The organism is Paenibacillus elgii NBRC 100335, from assembly GCF_004000865.1.
Taxonomy (GTDB): domain Bacteria; phylum Bacillota; class Bacilli; order Paenibacillales; family NBRC-103111; genus Paenibacillus_G; species Paenibacillus_G elgii.
This window is the reverse complement of the sequence record NZ_BIMB01000048.1, coordinates 1-14,573: the sequence shown is the minus strand read 5'-3', so window position 1 is coordinate 14,573 and position 14,573 is coordinate 1. Positions and strand designations below refer to the sequence as shown.

Below are 14,573 nucleotides of genomic sequence, written 5' to 3'. Positions count from 1 at the left end.
GATATTTCTTATGAATTGCTTCCTTCTTTGTCGAAAAAAATTATTCCAAAAACCAAAAATCCTGTATATGGAAAACGATCAATATAATAGGGTTCGGGGATGGTTGAAATTTCCTGGAGCCTCTACACAGCTAAGAGATGATTCCTGTACTCGTCAGGGGTCATCTTTTTTTGATTCCGTTGGAAAGCCTGAAATCATGTTACACATGTAACCATGGAAAACCTCAAAAAAAGGGGAGATGTAATGAAGGAGCAACACCCAGGCGAATACCGGCCCCAGGCCGACCCTTGGAGACCGCGTCATCCCCATTCCTATTGGGGTGAGTTCTCGGAAGAGCCTTTAGCGTGGTATTGGAAACTGTTGGGATATGGAGGACAAGCCCTGATCTGTGCGCTGGGAGTCTGTTATGTCGCTCTTGCCATCGCCGCTATGTTCTATTATGTCATTGCGTTCGCTCGCTTCGTACTTCGTTAGCCCACTCCCACCTGCAATGTCGTTTACATATCTCCATAGATTCACCCAAGGTTAATTTTTGTTTATTCCTCCCTAATTAGACTCAATCTATATAAAAAAGAGAAAAACTTCCTTTAAAAACAAGATTTCGCGAAAAGCAGATGAAATATTTTGATGGAATTTGTAAAAATAATCCTTATTTTCAACCAAAATATGAAAATTTTCGTTTCATAGTAATGGTATATTGTGGTAAAATAAACTTATCAATTTGAGGAGGGCGCCTTTTATGCGGGTTGTTAACCGGTCTTTGCGCGTGGAAATTGAAGACCAAATGAAACTGCATGGCTATAACCTTAATCAAGTGGCTGAATTGACGGGGATTAATGTCGGAAATCTCAGCATGGCGTTGAATGGTGTTTCCCGCGCAATGACAATCCGTCAATTAGACGCTTTGGCAAGAGTGTTCGGAAAGGTTCCCGGATGGCTGTACGAGCTATATACGGAGGAATGCATTTCCGAAGAGAAATTGTCCCGACCGCGGTTAATTCCGTATTTGGTGCGATGTGCCGAGGTTGGCAGAAACGATTGTATTGAGCCGGTCATCTCTAAGATTTTGGATAATGCGAAAAACGTGTCGATCATCTTTTCTGTAGCGGAGAAGCTGTACCAGAAGGGAAGAAGCAAAGAATCGGAACGCTTCTATCAGCTTGTGGTTGATAACGTCAAAGATAATTTCTCCGAGATGCTGTCCATGAGTCATTATCGTCTATTCAGTATCATTCAAGGCACGGATGCGGAGAAAAATTGGAAAGCGGTGATTCGGTTTGATCCGTTTCGAAATCGCTTATCAGAACATGCGCGACTGGATGCTCTTTTAAGATTGACCAGAGTTTGTTTTACATTACAAAAGTGGAACGAAGTTGAAGGATATGCTGACGAACTGATAGAACTCAGTATTATGCTATGTAGCGAGAACATAGCAACTGAAAGGCACCTAGTATACTATTACGGCATGGGCCTTTTGTTTAAAGGTGTTGTGCTTGAAAAGCGGGGACTATACGAGCAGGCGAAACAATGTGTGCATAGTTATGCAAATCTGGAGTGGTGGGAACCCCTCGATGAATCGGGCCAAAAAGAGGTGGCAATGTTTAAGGTCGGGGCAAGAGCGAATTTGTACACGCTTGAAGCGCTGACTGGGAATGAAGACATAGTTGATGAGTATGCCGATTATTTGGCGAGCCTTAACCGTTTGGACGACATTCTGGCCGGACTGATCGCTATTATAAAATCAGCGAATACATATAGTTTCTCAATTGATCATGTAATGTCGCGATTTTCCGGCTCCATTGAACGTTTCGATTCATTTAACCATGATCTGATTCTTTCAGATCGGCATCTTCGATTTAGATATCATAAAGCTATTTATGAGTTCAGAAACAGGCGAATTCAAAGAGGAATCAACGAAGCGTTACACTGTCTATCTTTGGCTAACGAGATGAAAAGGTACGAGTATTCCTTTCTTTGCGTTTCTTTATTTGAAAAGTATCGGGAAAATGCGTCTGCGCAACAAGTAGAAGATTACCGATCAACTGTGGTGCGAGAGGAGGTGTATTTGGAATGAAAAGTTATTTTCTGGCCTTGGTCATCTTCTTGGGGTTGTTTGGTACAACCGGACATTGGGGAAATTGGTATGTTCAAGGTGAAGCCTACATAATCAAGATGCTCGAACATGGAACGAATTGGTGATCGAAGGTAGAACAAATATAGTGCTCAGGCCGTATTAAAGATAACCACCCACCAAAAGCATTCTGAACAAGACGTTCAGGAATGCTTTTTTTGTCGAAAGCTTTATTATTCCATAATATTGATAACCAATGTTCAAGATACATCATATCGAGGGGAACGAACGCATGGCGATTGTACGATTAGCTACGTTAGACGATGTAGATGAACTTGTTCGGATGCGTTGGGATTTCTCGGAAGAGGGATATACTAGTGCGGTTAGTTTCGAGGAGTTTTACCCTATTTGTCGTGAATTTTTGATCAAAGCTATGGGAAGTAGAGACTGGTACATTTGGGTGGCGGAGGTTGAAAAAAGTATAGTTTCGCACATGTATCTACAGCTAATACATAAAGTGCCAAGGCCAGGAAAATCTCCAGACTCTTATTACGGCTATGTTACTAATGTCTATACTCGCCCTGCTTTTCGAAGTCAAGGTATCGGAACAGAGATTCAGGCCGCTATGGAAAAATGGTCTAAAGAGAATGGGGTTGAATTTCTTATCGTTTGGCCCAGTAGCGACAGTGTCCCGTTTTATACAAGAAATGGCTTTGCTCGATGTGAAGAAGCGATGGAAAAACATTGGTGATTGGATGTGTGGCTGTGCTTAAACAAAAAGCGATTATTAACGCTGCCGCAGGGGGATTATCATTTTCAATTTTTTGGATGGTCACACATTACTTTATAGATAAAGATATTTCAATGCTAGCGGGATTCGTAGGCGGTGCCTTTTGGTTTATAGGATCGCTAATTATTTCGTCCTTTAAGAAGGCAAAATAAACAATAAAACTGAACATGTACTTGATATAACCGCCTTTTCAATGGGCGGTTTTCTTATGTGCACATTTCAACATTCGGTTCACGGTGAATAAAACTGGGCTGCTGTTGGGATTATTAACGGTCCTTTGGTTAATTACATGTAACAGGTATAATGATCCTTCCATATACATTTTCTTTATCTGCGCAGCAGATAGCATAGGTGAAGCATTTTCGAAACGCATTTTTTGTCGAAAAAAATATTTCTCAAATTCTAAGACCCTTAATATGGAAAAACGGCATTATTATAGAGATAAGGAGTCGTGGATAAGGATGGTGGATAATGTATGAGTATGAAACTAGAACAAAAAATCAGACAGTTACGGCAGCAGTTAGTGCGACTGGTTGAGGAGAAAGGTTCATTATCGCACGAGGAGGTGGTACAGCTAAGTCAACGTCTGGACCGGTACATTCTCATGGTTCAAAAGTCTTCTAAACTGAAAGTGTGTGGATGATACGGTGACACATGATTATTTACTGGACGGGGAGAGCGAGGAACGGATTCTCTATCTTGCCCGGATTGGCGCAATCTTTGAGAGACTCTACGGCATCAAGGATTTACATGATGCTGAAAGCAGGGCGAGGGTGAATGCCGGGGTTACGGCCAAAATGTTGGCTGAGCTTGGCTATAGCAGCGAGCAGATTGAAACCGTTTTGCGCGAGCGGCTCTTAGTTCATAAGAAAAATAAAACGGACCACTAATATAACGATTCAAACAAGCCTTGGGGTTGATTTTTGGATCTTTAGGAGGATTCGATTAAATAAATGAATTCCGCACAAGCCATTATGTTTTTGAAAAACAATCAGCCCTTTTCAAGAGATACTGAGGCGAAATTCGAAGTCATCAAAAAGTATAACGACGTGAGGGTGCACTTTTTGAATCATCCTGATCCTCAGTGCATTCCATTATTTCTAAATTCGTTTGGCGAAGGCAGCGGCTTCGGGGTATACCAGCTGATTGAAGACGTATTAATGAAGTTTTCGGTAGAGCAAGTACTTCCGCATTTAATTACTGCGTTAAAAAGTGAACATACCGGAGTCAGGTATTGGTGCTCGCACATCGCTGCATCTTTCCCGAGTCCAAGCTTACTTGCACCTCTCACCAATCTGCTAAGAGACCCCGACCCCGATATTAGGTGCGCAGCTGTAACCGCCCTATCCCAAATCGAGGATGACAGGATTATTGGCGTATTAACGGGATTTCTGGAAAAAGAAGAAGATCCGGACGTTATTGACCTCATTCAAGAAGCTCTGAACGAATCCAAAATCGAAGCAGCCATACCCTAGTAACCTTGACTGGCATTTGCCCATCAAGGTTACTTTTTTATAAATATATTTCACCATTCGACGCTAGGAAATTTTTATCCATCTGTTATTTTATGTTAATTCCCTGTTGTGGTAGTATGGTTTTATAGATTTAGGGGAGGGTGTTCCGTGCGGGTGGATAATCGCTCTTTGCGGTTGGAGATCGAAGACCAGATGAAGCTGCATGGCTATAGCCTAAATAAAGTAGCCGAACTGACGGGGATTAACGCCGGAAATTTGAGCATGGTGTTAAATGGCCGGGCTCGTGCCATGACAATCGGTCATTTGGACGCTCTGGCAGAAGTTTTTGGGAACCTCTTGCCAGCCTGACTCGTCAAGAGGTTCAAACCAACTAAGGTCGGCATAAGTTTGTACAACTTTTTTAGCTTCTTTGTAAAGTCCTCTTTTTTCCAAAACGGTCCCCTTAATTAACAGACCCATACCAAAATAGTATACCAGGTGATGCTCTATCGATACTTCTTCCACCATTTTTAGCTTATAGAGAATGGAACTTAGTTCCGCGAGTTCTTCAGCAAACTTCTCGACCTCGTTTATTTTCTCCAAGGAATAACAAACCTTAGCTAACTTCAAAAGGGCCGCGAGCTGGAGATATTCCGGCAGTCGTCTTCGGAAAGGTTCAAATTGAATAACTGATTTCCAGTTCTTCTCTTCATCTGTACCTTGAGCGATCAGAAATAGCCGATATTGGCTTATCGCCATGAACTCGGAAAAATTGTCTTTGATATTGTCGACCACGAGTTGATAAAAATGCGCCGACTCCTCCAGCCTTCCATTCTCGAAAAGCTTCTCTGCCGCAGAGAAGATAATAGACACATTCTTGGAGTTATCGAGAATCTTGGAAACCACCGGTTCAATACAATCCACTCGGCCAGTCTCTACACATCGCACCAGATACGGGATCAAGCGCGGCCGGGATACCTTGTTGTCCGAGATGCATTCTTCCGTATACAGCTCGTACAGCCATCCTGTTTTTTCTATCATATTAATCACGTTAATCATTACTTATTTTAATGGATCATTCGGTCTTTGGGCTGCGGCGATTGCGATTCCTACATTTTTCCGGAACTTCAAAAAGATCGCCCTTCCCCCGACTAGCTGGGTGAATGGGCGATCCATTATTTTCGTTTTAACGGTAGCATGAATAAACGATCAACCGACTTCCTCCAGATACTGAGAGGCAACCCATCCCCATTTGTTGTACTTGTAGCTGTATACGCTTACCCATGTAATACCGTCGGCATTTTTCGTTTCGTTGCCGCCATTAACCAGATCCCCTTTATTCAGGGTACCCAGAACCGTGCCGGAAGAAGAAGCGCTAGCTCTAAATCTAACCCCATCGCCAGTAATGGAATAAGTAGAAGTCATTAGAGCGATTGTGCCGGATTCGATGGCATGACTTGCCGTTTCCGCTGTGGAAGACTGTTGAACAGAAACTGTATTTTCAGCTGCAAAAGCGCCGGTTGCCGGAAGTACTGCTGTTGCAATGAGAGAAGCCGCAATCAATTTTTTCATCATAATGAAGGTCTCCTTTTTAGAAAAATAGTTTCGATTCTAACGGGATCTGCCTGCAAAGAAATAGATTGCACCATTCCATCGAATTAATAGATAATAAGCACCACGCTACCTTTCATTTTGCTTTAATTACAATATTTATGTTACATTACATATTATAGCATTTTATATCAAAGATGGGAATACCCTATTTGGAAACAATATCCATATAACTTATTGTTTTAGTCATCCAACTTACCATCGCTGCAAAACCCCATAAAATAAAATCGTGTGGTTTAATTGATAACCACGGCGCATCCTAAAAAAGAAAGGTCGGAATAGAAGAGGATACCGGCGGCAAGATCGGCTTGATCTTGACTTTGGTATTGATTGGAGCCCCAATCAGAATCGGAAATGAAGGAGGCGGTGGCCTTGCGTCTTAAATATCCTTTGAGCCTCGGGATTTTTTTTGGTGTCATGTCTTTCGTGTGGGGTTTGACGATTTCCGCTGTTTGGAAAACCGTTTTGCTTGCTTGTTTAGTTATGGTGATCGAATATCCACTCGATAAAATGGGTATCACCAAACGAGTAATCCCGGTCCCTGTGGGGATAGCGGTTTTCACCATGATCCCCATTTTGTTTACTCTCATTACGCGATGAGCGTTTGTGGCGGGCTTGAAGCTCCGCCCCGAAAAAGGATTGAATTCCATCTTTCTAATATAATGCGAAACGGCCCTTGCCCGCATCAATCTTGGCGGTAAGAGCCGTTTGTTTAGACTGTTCCGTTAACTACGCCTCAACCAGTAGCGGTACAACCTTGCCCGCGTTAACGTCGATCAGCCCCAGGTCGGTAATTTTGAGCGCCGGGCTGACCGGAAGCGAGTGCGTGCTGATCGACATGATCGGGTTGTAGTGCTTGTACCCGAGCGACTCCATCGCTCTGCGCAGCTTCTCGACTTCCTTCGCCGTCTCGTCCAGCGGCGCTTCGGTCAGGATGCCGCCGACAGGCAGCGGCAGGTGCGCCAGCACTTGGCCTGCTTCCACGACGCAGAAGCCGCCTTGGCTGCGGATCACTTCGTTAGCCGCAAGCGCCATATCGGCCGGGTTGTGCCCGACCACAAGCAGGTTGTGGTTGTCGTGCGAATACGTCGTCGCCACCGCGCCGCGTTGAATCGTATCGCCGCCGATCAAGCCGTATGCCCGGTTCCCGTTCTTGCCGTACCGCTCGAACGTCGCGATAAGTGCGTACGGGCTTTCCTGCCAGCACAGCTCACCGTTCCGGATCTCGACCTCGCCCCGCACATCCTCCGTGAAGGTGGAGCCATCTTTAACCTGCATCACGCGGCACGCATGGCGGCCGTCCACCGCACCTTCCGGCCGCGCAACAAAGTCCGCTTCCGTCAGTAGCGACAACTGCACGCTTTGGTAGTAATGCGCCGGGAACGCGTGGCCGTGCTCCTTCGGAACATATGATTCGCGTACGTCGTACACCTTGCGGCCCTGTTTGTACACTTGATCGATCGTCAGCTCCCGCAGATCCGACAGCAGCACGAAGTCGCCTGTTTTACCGGGAGCGATGGCGCCCCGGTCGTGCATCCGCATCCGGCGTGCCGGGGTAAATGTCGCGGCGTAGATCGCCTTCTCCGGCGACATGCCCATGCGGATCGCTTTGCGGACGATATGGTCCAGATGGCCGCGCCGCTGGAACGAATCGGCCATGACGTCGTCGGTGACGAAGCAGAAGTGCTCGGAGACGTCATTTTGGATCAAATAGTTTATGACATCGTCGGTCATCGATTTTTCTTGAATCTCGATGAACATGCCCGCGCCGATGCGTGCTTCCATCCCCTCGATCGTCTGATGCGTATGGTCCGAGTCGACCCCGGCATAGATGACCCGGTGCAGATCCAGATCGAGCAGCTTCGGAACATGCCCCTCAATGACGAGCTTCGGATAATGCTTGCGGATATGCGCCAGAATCCGGTTCGTTTTGCAATCTGGGTCCGCGATGACGTCGACGTAGTTCATAATTTCGCCGAGACAAATAATGTCTTCCGTCCGCAGCAGCTCGTCCATATCCTCGATCTCGATCGTGCCGCCGGTCGATTCCATCGACGTGGCCGGGACCGAGCTCGGAATCGCATAGAACATGTCCGCCACGCAGTCGCGGCTCGCCTCGATCATCTGCTTCACGCCGCTCAGGCCGAAGACGTTCGCCATCTCATGCGGCTCGGGGACGATGGTCGTCACGCCGCTGCGGATTAGCCCGTACGAGAACGTCTCCGGAGTGACCATCGTGCTCTCGATATGCAGGTGAATGTCGACCAGACCGGGAATCATGTAGCGGCCTTGGCCATCCACGATCTCGCCGGCTTCGAACGTCTCCGTCCCCCGCCCGCCGATATAGAGGAACGATCCGTTCAAGACGGCAACATTGCCTTCAACGAACCTTTTAAAATAGCTGTTGTATACGTGTACCTTCTCGATCAGTAAATCCACTCGCATGATGCCGGTACCTCCAAGTCGTCGTTAGTCTACCAGGACCAATTTGTCCGCCGGGAACAGCAAATGAACCTGCTGCCCACTGCTGTAAGGGACTTCCATTTCTTTGTTGACCGTAAAATCCCCCAGGTCCGTCTCGACGACATACTGGTAGCTTCTTCCCAGAAACGTACTTACCTTGATACCGCCCCGCACCCGGTTCGGTCCGTGACCGATCTCCTCTGCGGTGCCGAGTTGCACATCGTCCGGGCGAATCGCGCCCTTCTTGCTTGTAGCTCCTTCTGCGCCGGGCTGTCGGGCGGCATGGAACGTGTAGCCCTTCACCTTCAGCTCGATCCCGTCGCCCGCTTCGCGGCGTTCCTCGAACGTGATGAAGTTGTTGAAGCCGATAAACCGGGCGACGAATTCGGTTTTCGGGTATTTGTAGATCGTCGAAGGCCGGTCCAACTGCTCGATAATGCCCTTATTCATGATCGCGACACGGTCGGAGATGGAGAAGCATTCCTCCTGGTCGTGCGAGACGTAAACGGTCGTAATGCCGAGCTCCTGCTGGATGCGGCGGATTTCGACGCGCATATTCACGCGCAGGTTCGCATCGAGGTTGCTGAGCGGCTCGTCGAACAGCAGCAGGTCCGGCTCGATGACGAGCGCGCGGGCGATCGCCACCCGCTGCTTCTGCCCGCCGGACAGCGCCTTAGGGAACCGCTGCTCGAAGCCCGCAAGGCTCACGACCTCCAGAATGCGCAGCACGCGCTGCTTGACCTCAGCTTCCGGCACTTTCCGCAGACGGAGTCCGAAAGCGACGTTATCGTAGACGGACAGATGCGGGAACAGCGCATAGCTCTGGAACACGAACCCGAAGTTCCGCTTGTTGACCGGCACGCGCGTGTAATCTTTGCCGTTTAGCATGAATTTGCCGTCTTTGGCTTCGAGGAAGCCGGCGATGAGCCGCAGCGTCGTCGTTTTGCCGCAGCCGCTTGGGCCGAGCAGGGAGATGAGCTGCCCCTTCTCGACCGTCAGGTTGAAGTTTTGCAGAATATATTGGTGATCATAGGCGACCGACACATTTTCCAAGGATAGCAATGCCATGGGTACGAGCCTCCGTTATCGTTTGGTAAAGTAAGAAAGGCCCATCAGCCTTTCGATCAGGAACATGAACACCGCCGTGAACAGCATCAGCAGCACAGAAATGGCGGCGATGGTCGGATCGAAATAATTTTCCACATAGGTCAGCATCTGAATCGGCAGCGTGCTGATGCCCGGGCCCGTCATGAAGACGGAAATGTCCACATTGTTGAACGACTCCAGAAAAGCGATCAGAATCGCCGCGATAATCCCCGACTTGATGTTCGGGAGGACGACCTTGAAGAACGTTCCGAGCCGTCCGGCGCCGAGACTAAGCGCAGCCTCTTCGATGGCAAAATCGAAGTTCGACAAGCTGGACGCGATGACGCGAATAATGAACGGAAGCATGATGACCGTATGACCGACGAGCAGCGCCGTGTAGAGCGGCAGATGGTACGTGACGATCAGGTATTTCAGCATCGTAAACCCGAGCACGATGCCCGGGATGAGCACGGGGGATATAAAGAAGCCGTTCAGGGCGTCCTTTCCCTTGAAGTCGAAGCGGCTGAGCGCATAGGCCGCAGGCACGCCGAGCAAGAGCGCGAACAGGTTGCCGAGGATCGAGACGACGATCGACGTTTTGAACGTGCTCATGAACATTTCCACTTCAAAGATCTTCTGGTACCACTTGAGCGAAAAGCCCTGTGGCGGAAATTTCAGCACGGTTCCCGGCTCGAACGAAGCGAAGGCGATAATGACCAGCGGACCGAGCAAAAAGATATAAACAAGCAGCGTAAACAGGCCGAGGCCCCGGTTGTTCTCCTTCATCCCTTCTACCCCTTCGGATTTAAAGTGTTGGCCAGTTTATTCATCAGGCTGATAACCACGAACGTAATCGCCATCATGATCGTCGCGATGACGGAGGCCGAATACCAGTCGTTCAGCGTGATCGCGTTCTGGTACAGGAACGTCGAGATGACGCGCTGTTTCCCGCCGAGCAGCGCCGGAGTCGTGTACGCGGTTAAGCTGCCGACGAAGACGAGAATGCTCCCGATAATGAGACCCGGCACGCTAAGCGGGATCACAACTTTACGAAACGCGGTGAACCGGGACGCCCCGAGGCTCTCCGCCGCTTTGATCAGATCGGCATCGATGTTCTCCATAACGCCAACAAGCGTGATGATAATCAGCGGCAGAAACAGATGGATCAGACCGATCATCATCGCGGTCGGCGTATACAAAATATCCAGCGGGTCCTGAACGATCCCCATCGCCAGCAGCGCCGTGTTGAGCAGCCCCTTCTTGCCGAGCACGATCATCCAGCTAAACGAACGGACAACCGAGCTGGTGAGCAGTGGGAAGATCGCGAGCGCGAGGAGCACGCTCTTTTTCTTCAGACTCTGCCGGGAAATATAATAGGCAACCGGAAAGCCGAGCAGAATGCAGATCGCCGTCGTCACCACACTGACCTGCAGCGTCGTCAGCAAAATTTTGATAAAATACGGGTCCTTGAAGAAGTGCAGGTACCCGTCGAACGTCACAGTCCCTTTCTGGAAAAAGGTGGACCCGATCGTAATGAGGATCGGAGCCGCCATAAATACCGTCAGGAACAACAGTCCCGGCAGCAATAGCAAATACAGATACGATTTCTTCATCGAACGGTTCTCCTGTTCCTGGATTGGGGGCTAACGGCTCAGCGTCTGAACGAACAGCCGGAGAAAAGCGTCCGCGTCCACATCGGTGCAGACCTGAACGTTCGGCTTCTGTCCGAGCCGGTTCTGAAAATCGCAGACCGTCTGGCCGTCGCACAGCTCGCTGCGGGTTTCCACATCGACGTAATAGGGCTTCGTCGTGACCACCTCACGGGTCAAGGCCACCCCGACGGCCAACGGATCGTGCAGCGCGCAGGCGCGGACGCCGTTGCGCTCAGAGTAGCGCTGCATGTAATCGGCCGTGCTCTCCTTCACATAGCGGCCGATCGGCGTATCGCCGAGCGCGGCGATATGCTCGTCCTTGAGCAGCGCGCGCCGGGTCACATCGAGCCCGACAAGCGTCAGGGACGGGAACCCGGCGCGCAGCACAAGCTTGGCCGCTTCCGGGTCGACATACATGTTGTACTCCGCCGTCGGAGTCACGTTCCCAAAGCCCGCGACGACGCCGCCCATGACAACGACCTCTTTCACGTCATTCACAAGGCCGGGGTATTTCATCAACGCGAGCGCCAGATTGGTCAGCGGAGCCGTCATAATCAGCGTCACTTCACCCGGGTTTTCGCGTACGCGGTCCACGATGTAGTCCGGCCCGAACCCCTCGGCCGCGCCTTGGCGGACTTCCATGTCCCGCAGCGCCCCGCCGAGGCCGTCCGCCCCGTGTATCCGATGCTCGAAATAGTGCGGACGCAGCAAGGGCCGATCGGCCCCCCGGATGACCGGGATGCTCGCTTCCGCTCCCAACAGCTGCAGAATTTTGCAGGTGTTCGCCGTCGCTTGATCCAGCGATACGTTGCCGTTGACCGTCGTGATGCCGAGGACATCGAACTGTCCGCTCTTGACCGCGAGCAGAATGCCTAACGCGTCGTCCACACCCGTATCGACATCGAGGATTACTTTTTGTTTCATAGGCTCCGTTAGCTCCTTTCCATACTCCCGATATGAAAACAAGGGTACATGTCGGATCATATACCCTTGTCCAGCGTTTCGATTATGGTCATGCTGTTGTGTTGCTTATGGCGTAGCTTATTGTGTTACTTCGCGGTTCCAGCGGTCGATCCAGCCCTTGAGGTTCTGGTTGACGAACTTCATATCCAGCTTGCGCAGCTTGTTCACCACGTCCGCGCCGTACGTAATGCCTTGCGCTTCCTCCGGCTTGAGCTGCAGCGTCGTGTTTACCGGCGAATCGATTTTGGACTTGGCCGATTTCTCCTGCACTTCTTTGCTCAGGTGCCAGTTGATGAAGTCTTCCGCCAGCTGCTTGTTTTTGCTGCCCTTCACGACGTTCACCGTGTTCATGACCGCGTACGCGCCTTCCTGCGGCGTCACGAACTTCGTATCCGGCACGGCGGCCTTCAAGTCCTTCACGTACATTTCCATGATCGGTCCGGCGGCGATTTCGCCTTGGGCGAACATGTTTACGAACTCTGACGTTTGGCCGTAGTATTTCACAACGCTTTTATTCAGCGCCTTCAGCTTCGTGAACGCTTGGTCCTCGTTGAACGTCGAGCTGCCTGCTGCGGTCGAAGCCGCATCCAGAATCATCGGGCCGCTGGTCGACGTAATGTTCGGCAGCGTCAGCTTCTTCGCCAGCTCGGGGCTCCACAGATCGTTCCACGATTTGATTTCCTTGCCCGTCGCTTTCGGATTATAGGCGATGCCGAATTGGCCGATCGTGTAGGCCGGACCGTAGTCCTCGCCGAGCGGCGCTTTGGCGATGTCATAAATGTCTTTCAGGTTCGGGATGCGGCTGCGGTCGATTTTCTCGAACAACCCCGCTTCGATACCCTGCTGCGCGTAATAGTCCGAGAGGTAGATCAGATCGACGTTCGAGCTGCCCTGCTTCACTTTATTCAGACGCTCGGCGTTGTTGCCGATTTCCAGCACGATCTTCACGTTATGCTCTTTCTCGAAAGGCGCGTATACTTCTTTCTTGAAGAAGTCCTCGGAGAAGCCCCAGGTGGAAATGACCAGCTTGGTCGGCTCTCCGCCGCCCGTTCCCGGCGCTGCGCCCTGCTCCTTATTACCTCCCGCTTGGCCACATCCGGACAAAGCCAATCCTATCAGCGAAACGGAAAGCAAGCTGCGAATCATTCGTTTTTTCATCATCGTTCTTCATCCTCCAGTAGGAAACATCCCTGTATCCATGATTTAAGATTTGTAGAAACGTTTAGCAGTATACTCTCATCGGCATCGGTTCTTCTTGCATTTTATTAAAAAAGAAAAAACGCCCTTAAATAGAAATAAATCTTCTACGTAAGAGCGCTTTTTCTTTGTAAACAAAGATAAGGCGGCATCTATGGCAATGCATGCGGTCCGCTCGATGATAGATCAACGCCGCGGCTCCGGCCTGTTATTTCGGTTCGTGCAGAATCACGTTCGTAATCGCCCACTGCGTCGCCGGGTCGTAATCCCTCAGCAGCGCTTCGATCTCCAGCCCGAACTCCTGCTCCAGCTTCTCCCGAAGCTTCTTCTTATAGATCGAAGACATGTAAAAGTCGACCTCGTGCTTCAGCGTAGGCGCCTCACCTTCGAGCGCATCCGAGCGCGGCGAACGACGATGCTTGGCATAATACGTGATGATCCGGTCGTCGATCGTAACCCGCAGCAATGTCGTTCCGAAGCCGAACAAGCTCTTCGAGATTTCGTTGTACAGGTGGCACAGCTTCTTTTTATTTTCATTCGTGTCGATCAGGGGCATTCGTTCACCTTCAAGAGCAACCGTCTTTTTGTGATGCGACGTAGTTTAATAATACATAAGAATTTACGATTCTGCAAGCGATTGTTCGGATTTTTTGCTACTAAAAACGATTTGAAATGCCTTTAATTAGCAAAAAATAGTCATTTCCCGAATAAGAGGTTGGTCAGAATCAATAATAAGCCGTCATATCAGCAAATAATGATGTTTTTGTCTCACGAGTGCAATACATAATTTTTAATTTTTTTTATTAAGGTAAATAACAAGAAAATTAACTACCGACATTATCACTACTGCAATAAACATAATAAAGGAAACAGGATCGCCACCGATTGCAAGTTCATCAGAAAGAATACCTATTTGATACGTCAAATAGGTAGATACTGCTAAACAAATCAATGAGATACTTGATATTGCCACTTCATTCATTGGTTTAAACTGTTTTTTTTGGGATATAGCCATGATCAATGAAATGGCTTGAATAATGATAAAGAAAATATATATTGGTCTAAAATTTGTAAAGATCATAACCTCGTCCAATGCTATTCTTTCCCCCTCCCCCGTTAAAAGAGAAGTCCCATCATATCATATATTATGGCACAGGGAGGGTACAACCGGCGAGTACAGACCATAATTAAAATCTTATCGGCACAAATTTCTCTCTTTCTCCGGGAAAAACAAGCGCCGCGAGCCTATATTCGTGACGCTTGCTGCGGCGGGAGCGGCTCCCCGC

Annotated in this window: 18 protein-coding genes; 8 read left to right on the top strand and 10 right to left on the bottom strand. The window is 49.2% G+C overall.

Going from position 1 to position 14,573, the window contains the following annotated elements; genetic code table 11:
- The first annotated feature begins 739 nt into the window (after positions 1-739).
- The 8 genes from PEL01S_RS26645 to PEL01S_RS26615 all read left to right on the top strand — a co-directional run bounded on the left by PEL01S_RS26645 (position 740) and on the right by PEL01S_RS26615 (position 4,684).
- A complete protein-coding gene (locus tag PEL01S_RS26645; protein ID WP_127462407.1) occupies positions 740-2,074 on the top strand; it encodes a helix-turn-helix domain-containing protein in 1,335 nt (444 codons plus the stop codon).
- Complete coding sequence (locus tag PEL01S_RS35380; RefSeq protein WP_255320169.1) at positions 2,071-2,199, top strand: hypothetical protein; 129 nt, start codon at positions 2,071-2,073, stop codon at positions 2,197-2,199. The genes PEL01S_RS26645 and PEL01S_RS35380 overlap by 4 nt, the downstream gene beginning before the upstream one ends.
- A 164-nt stretch (positions 2,200-2,363) precedes the next feature.
- A complete protein-coding gene (locus PEL01S_RS26640) occupies positions 2,364-2,822 on the top strand; it encodes a GNAT family N-acetyltransferase (RefSeq protein WP_127462406.1) in 459 nt (152 codons plus the stop codon).
- Positions 2,823-2,830: 8 nt separating this feature from the next.
- Positions 2,831-3,013 carry a hypothetical protein gene (locus PEL01S_RS26635; protein ID WP_127462405.1) on the top strand — a complete coding sequence of 61 codons (183 nt, stop codon included), beginning with the start codon at positions 2,831-2,833 and terminating at the stop codon, positions 3,011-3,013.
- Positions 3,014-3,336: 323 nt separating this feature from the next.
- Entirely contained in the window at positions 3,337-3,504 is a 168-nt protein-coding gene (locus tag PEL01S_RS26630) for an aspartyl-phosphate phosphatase Spo0E family protein (RefSeq protein ID WP_127462404.1), read from the top strand.
- A 4-nt stretch (positions 3,505-3,508) separates the two neighbouring features.
- Positions 3,509-3,751, top strand: coding sequence for a hypothetical protein (locus tag PEL01S_RS26625; protein ID WP_127462403.1), 243 nt, complete (start codon positions 3,509-3,511; stop codon positions 3,749-3,751).
- A gap of 63 nt (positions 3,752-3,814) precedes the next feature.
- Positions 3,815-4,336 (top strand): HEAT repeat domain-containing protein, encoded by a 522-nt coding sequence (locus PEL01S_RS26620; protein WP_127462402.1) that lies wholly within the window; start codon positions 3,815-3,817, stop codon positions 4,334-4,336.
- Between the two features lie 192 nt (positions 4,337-4,528).
- Positions 4,529-4,684, top strand: coding sequence for a helix-turn-helix domain-containing protein (locus tag PEL01S_RS26615; protein ID WP_307722013.1), 156 nt, complete (start codon positions 4,529-4,531; stop codon positions 4,682-4,684).
- Between the two features lie 840 nt (positions 4,685-5,524).
- Here the strand turns inward: PEL01S_RS26615 and PEL01S_RS26605 are convergent.
- The 10 genes from PEL01S_RS26605 to PEL01S_RS26560 form a co-directional block, all read right to left on the bottom strand.
- Positions 5,525-5,890: an SH3 domain-containing protein gene (locus PEL01S_RS26605; RefSeq protein WP_063185244.1), complete on the bottom strand. Its 366-nt coding sequence runs from the start codon at positions 5,888-5,890 to the stop codon at positions 5,525-5,527.
- A 272-nt stretch (positions 5,891-6,162) separates the two neighbouring features.
- Positions 6,163-6,501 carry a hypothetical protein gene (locus PEL01S_RS26600; RefSeq protein WP_127462401.1) on the bottom strand — a complete coding sequence of 113 codons (339 nt, stop codon included), beginning with the start codon at positions 6,499-6,501 and terminating at the stop codon, positions 6,163-6,165.
- 154 nt (positions 6,502-6,655) lie between these two features.
- Positions 6,656-8,371 carry an adenine deaminase gene (locus PEL01S_RS26595; protein WP_127462400.1) on the bottom strand — a complete coding sequence of 572 codons (1,716 nt, stop codon included), beginning with the start codon at positions 8,369-8,371 and terminating at the stop codon, positions 6,656-6,658.
- 24 nt (positions 8,372-8,395) lie between these two features.
- Complete coding sequence (locus PEL01S_RS26590; protein WP_063185250.1) at positions 8,396-9,457, bottom strand: ABC transporter ATP-binding protein; 1,062 nt, start codon at positions 9,455-9,457, stop codon at positions 8,396-8,398.
- Positions 9,458-9,472: 15 nt separating this feature from the next.
- On the bottom strand, positions 9,473-10,261 hold the full coding sequence (locus PEL01S_RS26585) for an ABC transporter permease (RefSeq protein WP_108532370.1): 789 nt from the start codon (positions 10,259-10,261) through the stop codon (positions 9,473-9,475).
- 5 nt (positions 10,262-10,266) lie between these two features.
- Complete coding sequence (locus tag PEL01S_RS26580; RefSeq protein WP_127462399.1) at positions 10,267-11,088, bottom strand: ABC transporter permease; 822 nt, start codon at positions 11,086-11,088, stop codon at positions 10,267-10,269.
- A 30-nt stretch (positions 11,089-11,118) separates the two neighbouring features.
- Entirely contained in the window at positions 11,119-12,051 is a 933-nt protein-coding gene (locus PEL01S_RS26575) for a nucleoside hydrolase (RefSeq protein ID WP_127462398.1), read from the bottom strand.
- Between the two features lie 117 nt (positions 12,052-12,168).
- A complete protein-coding gene (locus PEL01S_RS26570; protein ID WP_063185256.1) occupies positions 12,169-13,251 on the bottom strand; it encodes an ABC transporter substrate-binding protein in 1,083 nt (360 codons plus the stop codon).
- 244 nt (positions 13,252-13,495) lie between these two features.
- Positions 13,496-13,843 (bottom strand): hypothetical protein, encoded by a 348-nt coding sequence (locus tag PEL01S_RS26565; protein ID WP_010500265.1) that lies wholly within the window; start codon positions 13,841-13,843, stop codon positions 13,496-13,498.
- 234 nt (positions 13,844-14,077) lie between these two features.
- The gene (locus tag PEL01S_RS26560) at positions 14,078-14,380 is read right to left on the bottom strand and encodes a hypothetical protein (protein WP_127462397.1); all 303 of its coding nucleotides are present in this window, start codon (positions 14,378-14,380) and stop codon (positions 14,078-14,080) included.
- Positions 14,381-14,573 lie beyond the last annotated feature (193 nt).

Bases quoted from the DNA above. Each gene is read 5' to 3' on its own strand.
- PEL01S_RS26645 (WP_127462407.1), top strand. From the start codon at position 740: ATGCGGGTTGTTAACCGGTCTTTGCGCGTGGAAATTGAAGACCAAATG.
- PEL01S_RS35380 (WP_255320169.1), top strand. From the start codon at position 2,071: ATGAAAAGTTATTTTCTGGCCTTGGTCATCTTCTTGGGGTTGTTTGGT.
- PEL01S_RS26640 (WP_127462406.1), top strand. From the start codon at position 2,364: ATGGCGATTGTACGATTAGCTACGTTAGACGATGTAGATGAACTTGTT.
- PEL01S_RS26630 (WP_127462404.1), top strand. From the start codon at position 3,337: ATGAGTATGAAACTAGAACAAAAAATCAGACAGTTACGGCAGCAGTTA.
- PEL01S_RS26620 (WP_127462402.1), top strand. From the start codon at position 3,815: ATGAATTCCGCACAAGCCATTATGTTTTTGAAAAACAATCAGCCCTTT.
- PEL01S_RS26615 (WP_307722013.1), top strand. From the start codon at position 4,529: ATGAAGCTGCATGGCTATAGCCTAAATAAAGTAGCCGAACTGACGGGG.
- PEL01S_RS26605 (WP_063185244.1), bottom strand. From the start codon at position 5,890: ATGATGAAAAAATTGATTGCGGCTTCTCTCATTGCAACAGCAGTACTT.
- PEL01S_RS26600 (WP_127462401.1), bottom strand. From the start codon at position 6,501: ATGGGGATCATGGTGAAAACCGCTATCCCCACAGGGACCGGGATTACT.
- PEL01S_RS26595 (WP_127462400.1), bottom strand. From the start codon at position 8,371: ATGCGAGTGGATTTACTGATCGAGAAGGTACACGTATACAACAGCTAT.
- PEL01S_RS26590 (WP_063185250.1), bottom strand. From the start codon at position 9,457: ATGGCATTGCTATCCTTGGAAAATGTGTCGGTCGCCTATGATCACCAA.
- PEL01S_RS26585 (WP_108532370.1), bottom strand. From the start codon at position 10,261: ATGAAGGAGAACAACCGGGGCCTCGGCCTGTTTACGCTGCTTGTTTAT.
- PEL01S_RS26580 (WP_127462399.1), bottom strand. From the start codon at position 11,088: ATGAAGAAATCGTATCTGTATTTGCTATTGCTGCCGGGACTGTTGTTC.
- PEL01S_RS26575 (WP_127462398.1), bottom strand. From the start codon at position 12,051: ATGAAACAAAAAGTAATCCTCGATGTCGATACGGGTGTGGACGACGCG.
- PEL01S_RS26570 (WP_063185256.1), bottom strand. From the start codon at position 13,251: ATGATGAAAAAACGAATGATTCGCAGCTTGCTTTCCGTTTCGCTGATA.
- PEL01S_RS26565 (WP_010500265.1), bottom strand. From the start codon at position 13,843: ATGCCCCTGATCGACACGAATGAAAATAAAAAGAAGCTGTGCCACCTG.